The organism is Nocardia sp. NPDC024068, assembly GCF_040638875.1.
Classification (GTDB): domain Bacteria; phylum Actinomycetota; class Actinomycetes; order Mycobacteriales; family Mycobacteriaceae; genus Nocardia.
Genome location: NZ_JBEZYU010000064.1, coordinates 21,709 through 28,527, shown reverse-complemented (window position 1 = coordinate 28,527; position 6,819 = coordinate 21,709). Strand labels below are relative to the sequence as shown.

At 71.2% G+C, this 6,819-nt stretch carries 8 protein-coding genes; 7 read left to right on the top strand and 1 reads right to left on the bottom strand.

What is annotated here, in order from left to right; translation table 11 throughout:
• Positions 1 to 358: 358 nt before the first annotated feature.
• The 3 genes from dapB to AB0F41_RS28075 are packed head-to-tail and all read left to right on the top strand — an operon-like array spanning position 359 to position 2,074.
• Complete coding sequence (gene dapB / locus AB0F41_RS28085; RefSeq protein WP_357428937.1) at positions 359 to 1,111, top strand: 4-hydroxy-tetrahydrodipicolinate reductase; 753 nt, start codon at positions 359 to 361, stop codon at positions 1,109 to 1,111.
• On the top strand, positions 1,108 to 1,608 hold the full coding sequence (locus AB0F41_RS28080) for a hypothetical protein (protein WP_357428936.1): 501 nt from the start codon (positions 1,108 to 1,110) through the stop codon (positions 1,606 to 1,608). The genes dapB and AB0F41_RS28080 overlap by 4 nt, the downstream gene beginning before the upstream one ends.
• Positions 1,609 to 1,618: 10 nt before the next feature.
• The gene (locus tag AB0F41_RS28075) at positions 1,619 to 2,074 is read left to right on the top strand and encodes a flavodoxin family protein (RefSeq protein WP_357428934.1); all 456 of its coding nucleotides are present in this window, start codon (positions 1,619 to 1,621) and stop codon (positions 2,072 to 2,074) included.
• A gap of 23 nt (positions 2,075 to 2,097) precedes the next feature.
• Here the strand turns inward: AB0F41_RS28075 and AB0F41_RS28070 are convergent, their stop codons facing one another.
• Positions 2,098 to 2,700 (bottom strand): TetR/AcrR family transcriptional regulator, encoded by a 603-nt coding sequence (locus AB0F41_RS28070; protein ID WP_357428932.1) that lies wholly within the window; start codon positions 2,698 to 2,700, stop codon positions 2,098 to 2,100.
• A gap of 134 nt (positions 2,701 to 2,834) precedes the next feature.
• Between AB0F41_RS28070 and AB0F41_RS28065 the strand changes: the two genes are divergently transcribed.
• From AB0F41_RS28065 to AB0F41_RS28050, 4 genes are read left to right on the top strand one after another with little or no spacing between them, the layout of a single operon-like run.
• Positions 2,835 to 3,794 carry a class I SAM-dependent methyltransferase gene (locus tag AB0F41_RS28065; protein WP_357428947.1) on the top strand — a complete coding sequence of 320 codons (960 nt, stop codon included), beginning with the start codon at positions 2,835 to 2,837 and terminating at the stop codon, positions 3,792 to 3,794.
• Between the two features lie 17 nt (positions 3,795 to 3,811).
• The gene (locus tag AB0F41_RS28060) at positions 3,812 to 4,486 is read left to right on the top strand and encodes a LuxR C-terminal-related transcriptional regulator (RefSeq protein WP_357428945.1); all 675 of its coding nucleotides are present in this window, start codon (positions 3,812 to 3,814) and stop codon (positions 4,484 to 4,486) included.
• A complete protein-coding gene (locus tag AB0F41_RS28055) occupies positions 4,483 to 5,805 on the top strand; it encodes an ATP-binding protein (protein WP_357428930.1) in 1,323 nt (440 codons plus the stop codon). Before AB0F41_RS28060 ends, AB0F41_RS28055 begins: the two co-directional genes overlap by 4 nt.
• Positions 5,798 to 6,817 carry a hypothetical protein gene (locus AB0F41_RS28050; RefSeq protein ID WP_357428928.1) on the top strand — a complete coding sequence of 340 codons (1,020 nt, stop codon included), beginning with the start codon at positions 5,798 to 5,800 and terminating at the stop codon, positions 6,815 to 6,817. Before AB0F41_RS28055 ends, AB0F41_RS28050 begins: the two co-directional genes overlap by 8 nt.
• Positions 6,818 to 6,819: the final 2 nt, after the last annotated feature.

The window sequence follows — 6,819 nt, the reverse complement described above, 5'->3', positions numbered from 1 at the left end:
GATCACGCCGACGCCGGACAACCGGAAGCACGAGCCTCGACAGGCGGCGCATTGTCTCGCGTGCTGACAGGCGACGCGGGCCGAACCCTTTCAGGGCCTCGCTGAACTCGGCGCCGGGAGGGTGGCCCGACTCTGGGGAGTGGCGCATCCGGATGAGGTGGTGGGTGGCAGGGTCATGCGCGGACGGTGTGGCATGCGCGGACGGTGTGGCATGCGCGGGCGGTGGCGTGGGCGGGCGGCGTGGCATGCGTGGACGGCTTGGCTTGGGCGGGCGGCGTGGCGGGGAGGGGTGGAGGGTGTGGTGGGCTCGCGCCAGTAGGCTCGGGTCGATGGTCGGGCGACAGGTAGGAGTGGTGTGGTGACGGCGCCGATTCGGGTTGGTGTGCTGGGGGCGCGGGGCAAGGTGGGGCTGGCCATCTGTGCGGCGGTCGAGGCGGCCGCGGATCTCGAGTTGGTCGCCGCGGTGGACAAGGATGATTCGCTGTCCCGTTTCACCGAGGCCGGAGCCCAGGTGGTCGTCGATTTCACCCATCCGGATGTGGTGATGGGCAATCTGCGGTTCCTGGTGGAGAACGGGATCCACGCGGTGGTGGGTACCACCGGGTTCGACGATTCCCGGCTGACCGAGGTGCGGGGTTGGCTGGCGGACCGGCCGGAGACCGGGGTGCTGATCGCGCCGAACTTCGCGATCGGTGCGGTGCTGTCGATGCGGTTCGCCGAACAGGCGGCGCGGTTCTTCGAATCGGTCGAGGTGATCGAGTTGCATCACCCGAACAAGGCCGACGCGCCGTCCGGTACCGCCTACCGGACGGCGGGACTCATCGCCGAGGCTCGAAAGCAGGCGGGGGCGGGGCCCATCCCGGACGCGACCAGCACCGAACTCGAGGGTGCGCGCGGGGCCGAGGTCGACGGTGTGCGGGTGCATTCGGTGCGGCTGGCGGGGCTGGTCGCCCATCAGGAGGTGCTGTTCGGCACCCAGGGCGAAACGCTCACCATCCGCCACGATTCGATCGACCGCTCGTCGTTCGCGCCGGGGGTGCTGCTCGGAGTGCGGCGGATCGGGCAGGTCCCGGGGCTGACCGTCGGACTCGACCCTTTCCTCGATCTGTGAGCGAATCCGCGGGCGGGCCGGGCGAACCGGAGCAGGACCGGTCTTCGCTGAAGATCATCGTCCTGGTGGCCGCGCTGGTCCTCGCGTTGATCTTCTACTTCTTGTGGCTGGGGCGCATCGCCGTCGAGCTGATCACCTCCGGTGACCCCGCGGCGGTCGGTCTCGGTATCGGAGTGCTGATCCTGCCCCTGCTGGGGGTGTGGATGGTCTACTCCACGATCCGGTCGGCGCTGGACCATCAGCGGCTGGCCCGCCGGATCCGGGACGAGGGCCTGGAATTGGATGTCTCCGAGCTGCCGCGCCGGCCGTCCGGCCGGATCGAGCGTTCCGCCGCCGACGAGCTGTTCTCGACGGTGCGCAAGGAATGGGAGGCCGACCCCGACAACTGGCGCGTCTCCTACCGGCTGGCCCGCGCCTACGACTACGCCGGCGACCGCGGCCGGGCGCGTGAGACGATGCGGCGCGCGGTCGAGCTGGAGAAACTCGAGCGGGGTTAGGCTCGGCGCTGTGCCCAGGTTGCTGATCATCCATCACACGCCGTCTCCGTTCATGCAGGCGATGTTCGAAGCCGTGGTATCCGGTGCGACCGACCCGGAGATCGAGGGGGTGGAGGTCGTGCGCCGGGCCGCGCTGGCCGTATCGCCGACCGACGTGCTGGCGGCCGACGGGTACGTTCTCGGCACCCCGGCGAACCTCGGATACATGAGCGGTGGCCTCAAGCACGCATTCGATGTCGTCTACTACCCCTGCCTCGATTCGACGCGCGGGCGGCCGTTCGGCCTGTACCTGCACGGTAACGAGGGCACCGAGGGCGCGGAGCGCGGCGTCACCTCCATCACGACCGGACTCGGGTGGGTGAAGGCCGCCGACTACGTGGCGGTGTCGGGCAAGCCGGCCAAGGGCGATCTGGAAGCCTGCTGGGAACTCGGCGCGACCGTCGCGGCACAGCTGATGGGGGAGTGAGGGCTGCCCGGTGCCGGGAGGGCTCAGGCCGGTCGTCGTTGCACGGCGTCGGCGATTACCGCTGCCACGAACTTTTCGACCGCTGAGGGAGCCGGCGGGCCGGGGTCGCGGTCGGTGAACAACAGGTGCCCCCCACCGACCAGTGAGAGGGTGAGGGAGTCGATATCCGCGTCGGCTGCGATGCGGCCCAGTTCGCGCTCTTCGGCCAGATAGATGGAGATCGCGGTCGTCGCCTCGGCGAGGACCGCCATTCCGCCGCCCGGTCTGGCCCGGCGTAACCGGGCGCGCAGTTCGTCACGGAAGGTGATGAGCGGAATGATCGCCACCGGAACCGGTCCGAACAGGGTGGTCAGTGCGCTGGTCAGATTGGCGGCCACCGTATCCGTGCCGGCGGCGGCGCGCAGTGCGCTCGCCTGCGCTTCGAGCTGTGCCGCCCGGTCGAGCACGAGCTCGGTGAGGAAGGCGTCGAAGTCGGTGAAGTGCCGGTGCAGCACGCCTTTGGCGCAGCCGGCCTCATCGGTGACGGCCCGGCTGGTCAGTCCGTTCGGACCGTCTCGCAGCAGTATCCGGTCGGCGGCGTCGAACAGTTGCTGCCGTGCGTCGTGCAGGTGGATCCCGGTCGGCACTCGCTGATCCCTTCGTCCGTCGATACACCGCGATCTTTGCGCAGTGGGCATGCGCCCATTAAGGTGGGCGCATGCCCATTTTACCGCGAGAGCAGCCGGAGCCCTCCGCTGCCGGTCCGGGGGAGTCCCAGCGGATGGCCACGGGGTTCGGTGCGGACGCGCAGCGCTACGACCGGGCCCGACCCGGCTACCCCGACGCCTTGGTGGCACGGATCCGCTCCGGGGCTCCCGGGGTGTCGGTGCTCGACGTCGGCTGCGGTACCGGTATCGCGGCCCGCCAGTTCCAGGCCGCGGGGTGCACGGTGCTCGGCGTCGAACCCGATCCGCGGATGGCCGACTTCGCCCGAGCCCGTGGCGTGCGGGTCGAGGTGGCGACCTTCGAGGCATGGGAGCCGGACGGGCGGATGTTCGACGCGGTCATCGCCGCGCAGTCGTGGCATTGGGTGGATCCGGCCGCCGGTGCCGCGAAGGCGGCCGGTGTACTCCGCCCTGGGGGCCGGCTGGCGATTTCGGTCACGTGTACGAACCGCCGGCCGAGGTGGCGGAACCGTTCGCCGCCGCGTTCCGGCGAGTGGTGCCGGACTCCCCGTTCAGCGGCCAACCGGCACGACGTCCACTCGAGCTCTACGAAGCGGGATACGCGCAATTCGCCGACCGGATTCGCGAGACCGGGCGGTTCGGCGATCCCGAACAGTGGCGATTCGACTGGCAGCGGTCCTATACGCGGGACCAATGGCTGGAGCTGCTGCCCACCACGGGCGGCCTCACCCGGCTCCGTCCGGATCAGCTGGCCGAGATCCTCGACGCGACCGGGAACGCCCTCGACGCTCTGGGTGGAACTTTCACGATGGACTACACGACCCTGGCCGCCACCGCCACCCGCGCAGGCACGCCCTGACGGCCGCGGCACTCGCTCCGGTTCCGGGTCCGGAGGCGCGGCGACCGGTACCGCGCTGCCGGGAAGACGCCGTGCCGGCCACGCGATTGGTGGGACCGGGTCGGCGGTCCCCTGGAATCGGGGGCTGACCGTCACGCGTCCGGCCCGCCATACTCTGTGCAGAGAACGACTGTGCCCGAGGGGAGTTGTGAGGTGACCGACAGTGTCGCGGAGATGGGTGCGCCCCGCCGGATCGGGCTGGTGGAAGACCACGAATCGGTGGCGATCGGAGTGGCCGCGATGCTCGGGCCGCAACCGGACCTGAACCTGGTGGCCACGGCCGGGACGGTGGCCGATCTGCTCGCACATCCGGATTGCCGGATCGGCGGCGTGCCTGCCTTGGACCTGGCGGTGCTCGATCTGCGCCTCGCCGACGATTCCGCCCCCGAGGACAATGTCCGGACGCTGCGCGACAACGGAATCGAGGTGCTGGTGTTCACCGGCGCCGAGAACGCCTTTCTGGTGCGGTCGGCGGCCCGGGCGGGTGTACTGGGCGTGGTGCGTAAATCGGAGGACGTGGCCGCGGTGGTGGCCGCGGTGCGTGCCGCGGCGTCCGGCGCGCAGGTGGTGACCACCGATTGGGCCGCCGCGATCGACGGCGACCCGCAGCTGTCCCGCGTGGGTTTGAGCCCGCGGCAGGAGGAGGTGCTCACCCTGTACGCGTCGGGGGAGAAGGCATCGCGGGTCGCGCGGCTCACCGGGCTGTCCGAGCAGACCGTGAACGATTATCTGGGCCGGATCCGGCAGAAGTATTCCGACGCGGGACGTCCGGCGCCCACGAAAACCGATCTGTACAAGCGGGCGGTCGAGGACGGCTGGCTGCCCGTGCCCGAGCATCGCCGGTCATGAACGCGACGTCTGCGGTGGGCGCCGCGGACACGGGATCCGGTCCGGCGTCGCGGCTCGCCGCGGTGTTGCGGCGGCCGTCGCTGCCGCGGTCGTTGCGGGCCCGGGTCGCCCGGTCCCGCGAGACCGGGCCCGAATCGGCCGCCGACCGGATCGTCCGCCGGTTCGGCTTGGTCATCGGATTGGTGGGGACCAGCGCCGGGGTGCTGGAACTGCCGGAGATCGTCGTCCAGCACCGTCACATCCCGGTGGTCTGGACGCTGATCACCGTGCCGGTGGCCTTCGGCATGCTGCCGGTTCTGGCGGTGGTGTCCCTCGTCGCGGGGCCCCGGCTGATCCGGCCGGTCGCCGCCGCGGCCGCACTGGGTTATCTCACCGCGATGGTGCTGGTGATGGTGTTCTACTACGAGGTCGCTGAGGCACCCGGCCCGATCTGGGCGCATCGGCTGATCACCGTGGGGGTGCTGGCCGCCGCGCTGGGCTGGCGGCCCTGGCCGGCCGGTATCTATCTCGTGGTGGCGTGCGCGATTCCCGGCGCCGCCCTTTTCGTCATGTTCGACGACACCTCCGTACTCCATGCGGTCGACAATTTCGCCCGGCACGCGGGGTTGTGCGTGCTGTTCCTCTGGTGCGTCGTCTACGCCAGGGCCGCCGGGGTGCGGGTCGACCGGGAATCGGCGATCGAGGGCGAACGCGCGGCCGCGGTGGCGGGCACCGCGGCGCGGGAACGGGAGCGGGCGCGGTTCGCCGCGCTCATCCACGACGCGGTGCTCTCGACACTGCTCGACGCGTCCCGGGGTGGCGCTACCTCGCCGGTCCTGCGGGAACAGGCCGGACGCACCCTGGACCGGCTCGACGCCACCCGGGTCACCGACAGCGACGCCGACCACCTGGACGCGCGGTCGGTGATCGGGTTCCTGCGGTCGGCGGTGCACGAAGTGAATACCGGTATCGACTTCGCCGCCCGCCGGGACGGCAACGGCGGGGATCTCCGGATGCCGGTCGAGGTGGCGGGCACCCTGGCCGCGGCGCTGGCCGAGGCCGCCCGCAACAGCCTGCGCCACGCCTGTGTTCCGGGACGTCCGGTGCGGCGGATGGTGACCGTGACGGTCGGCGCGGGCGGCCTACAGGTGGTGATGCGCGACGACGGCGCCGGATTCGACCGCGTATCGGTGCCGGTCGACCGGCTCGGGATCGCAGTGAGCATCCTGGGCCGGATGCGGCAACTGCCCGGCGGCGCCGGTTTCGTGGAATCGGAACCCGGAGAGGGCACGACGGTCACCCTGATGTGGGGCAGTGCCGGGGGAGGTGACGATGTCTGAGGACGAGGCCGATATCGAACTTCGGGCGCTGCTGGGTATGCGCGGCCGGGCCGGCTGGGTATTCCTGGCCGGGCTCGTCGCGACGATCACGCTGTACATGGTTCCGCCGTTCCACGACGTACCGGCGGCTCAGGCGGCCGTCGCGTTCGCGGGGATGCTGGGAGCCGCCGCGATTCTGCTGCTGGTGCCGGGCGACCCGCTGCCCTGGCCGGCAACGGCGGTCGTGCTCGCGGTGGGGCCGGGTGCCGTGGTCCTGACCCATCTGAACTTCACCGACGATGCGTTGCGGCAGCCGTGGGCGGCGTTCGCGGCGTCCTACGTGCTGGGGGTCCTGGCGCTGCGCGGCCGGATCGGCGCGGCCTGGACCGGCGCCGCGGCCGTCACCGCGACCCTGGCGGTTGTCGATATCGTCCTGGGAATCGCGCTGGGCTCGGTATTCGTCTCGATCATCGCCCTGTCCACGCTGGTCGGGGCCTCGGTCTGCGCGCTGATCCTGCGACCCACCCAGCGCTCGCTGCGCCTGCTGCACGACGAGGCCGCCATGCGCGCGGCCGCGGAGGCCACGATGGACGCGGAACACGCCGAACGGGTTCGGCAGCTGGCTCGCCTGGACAAAGTGGCGCGGCCCATGCTCGAACGGATCGCGCGCGGAGTCGAACTCGCCCCCGCAGAACGGGAGGAGTGCCGGCTCCTGGAGGCCGAACTGCGGGACGGCCTGCGCGCACCGCAGCTGGTCACCGATCAGCTCAACAGCGCGGCACGCGGTGCGCGCTCGCGGGGAGTGGAGGTGCTGCTCCTGGATGACGGCGGATTCGCCGATGCCACCGCGGCGGTGCGCGCGGAGGTGGTGCGGCTCGCCGCCCGGGAGCTGGACGCCGCCAACGCCGGAGCGGTCACCGTGCGGGTGCTGCCACCCGGCCGCCGGCATATCGCGACCGTGCTGGCGAGCGCGCCCGGCGGCGACCGGCGCATCGAGATCGCCACCACCGGTGAGGTTCTGGTATCGGCCTGAAC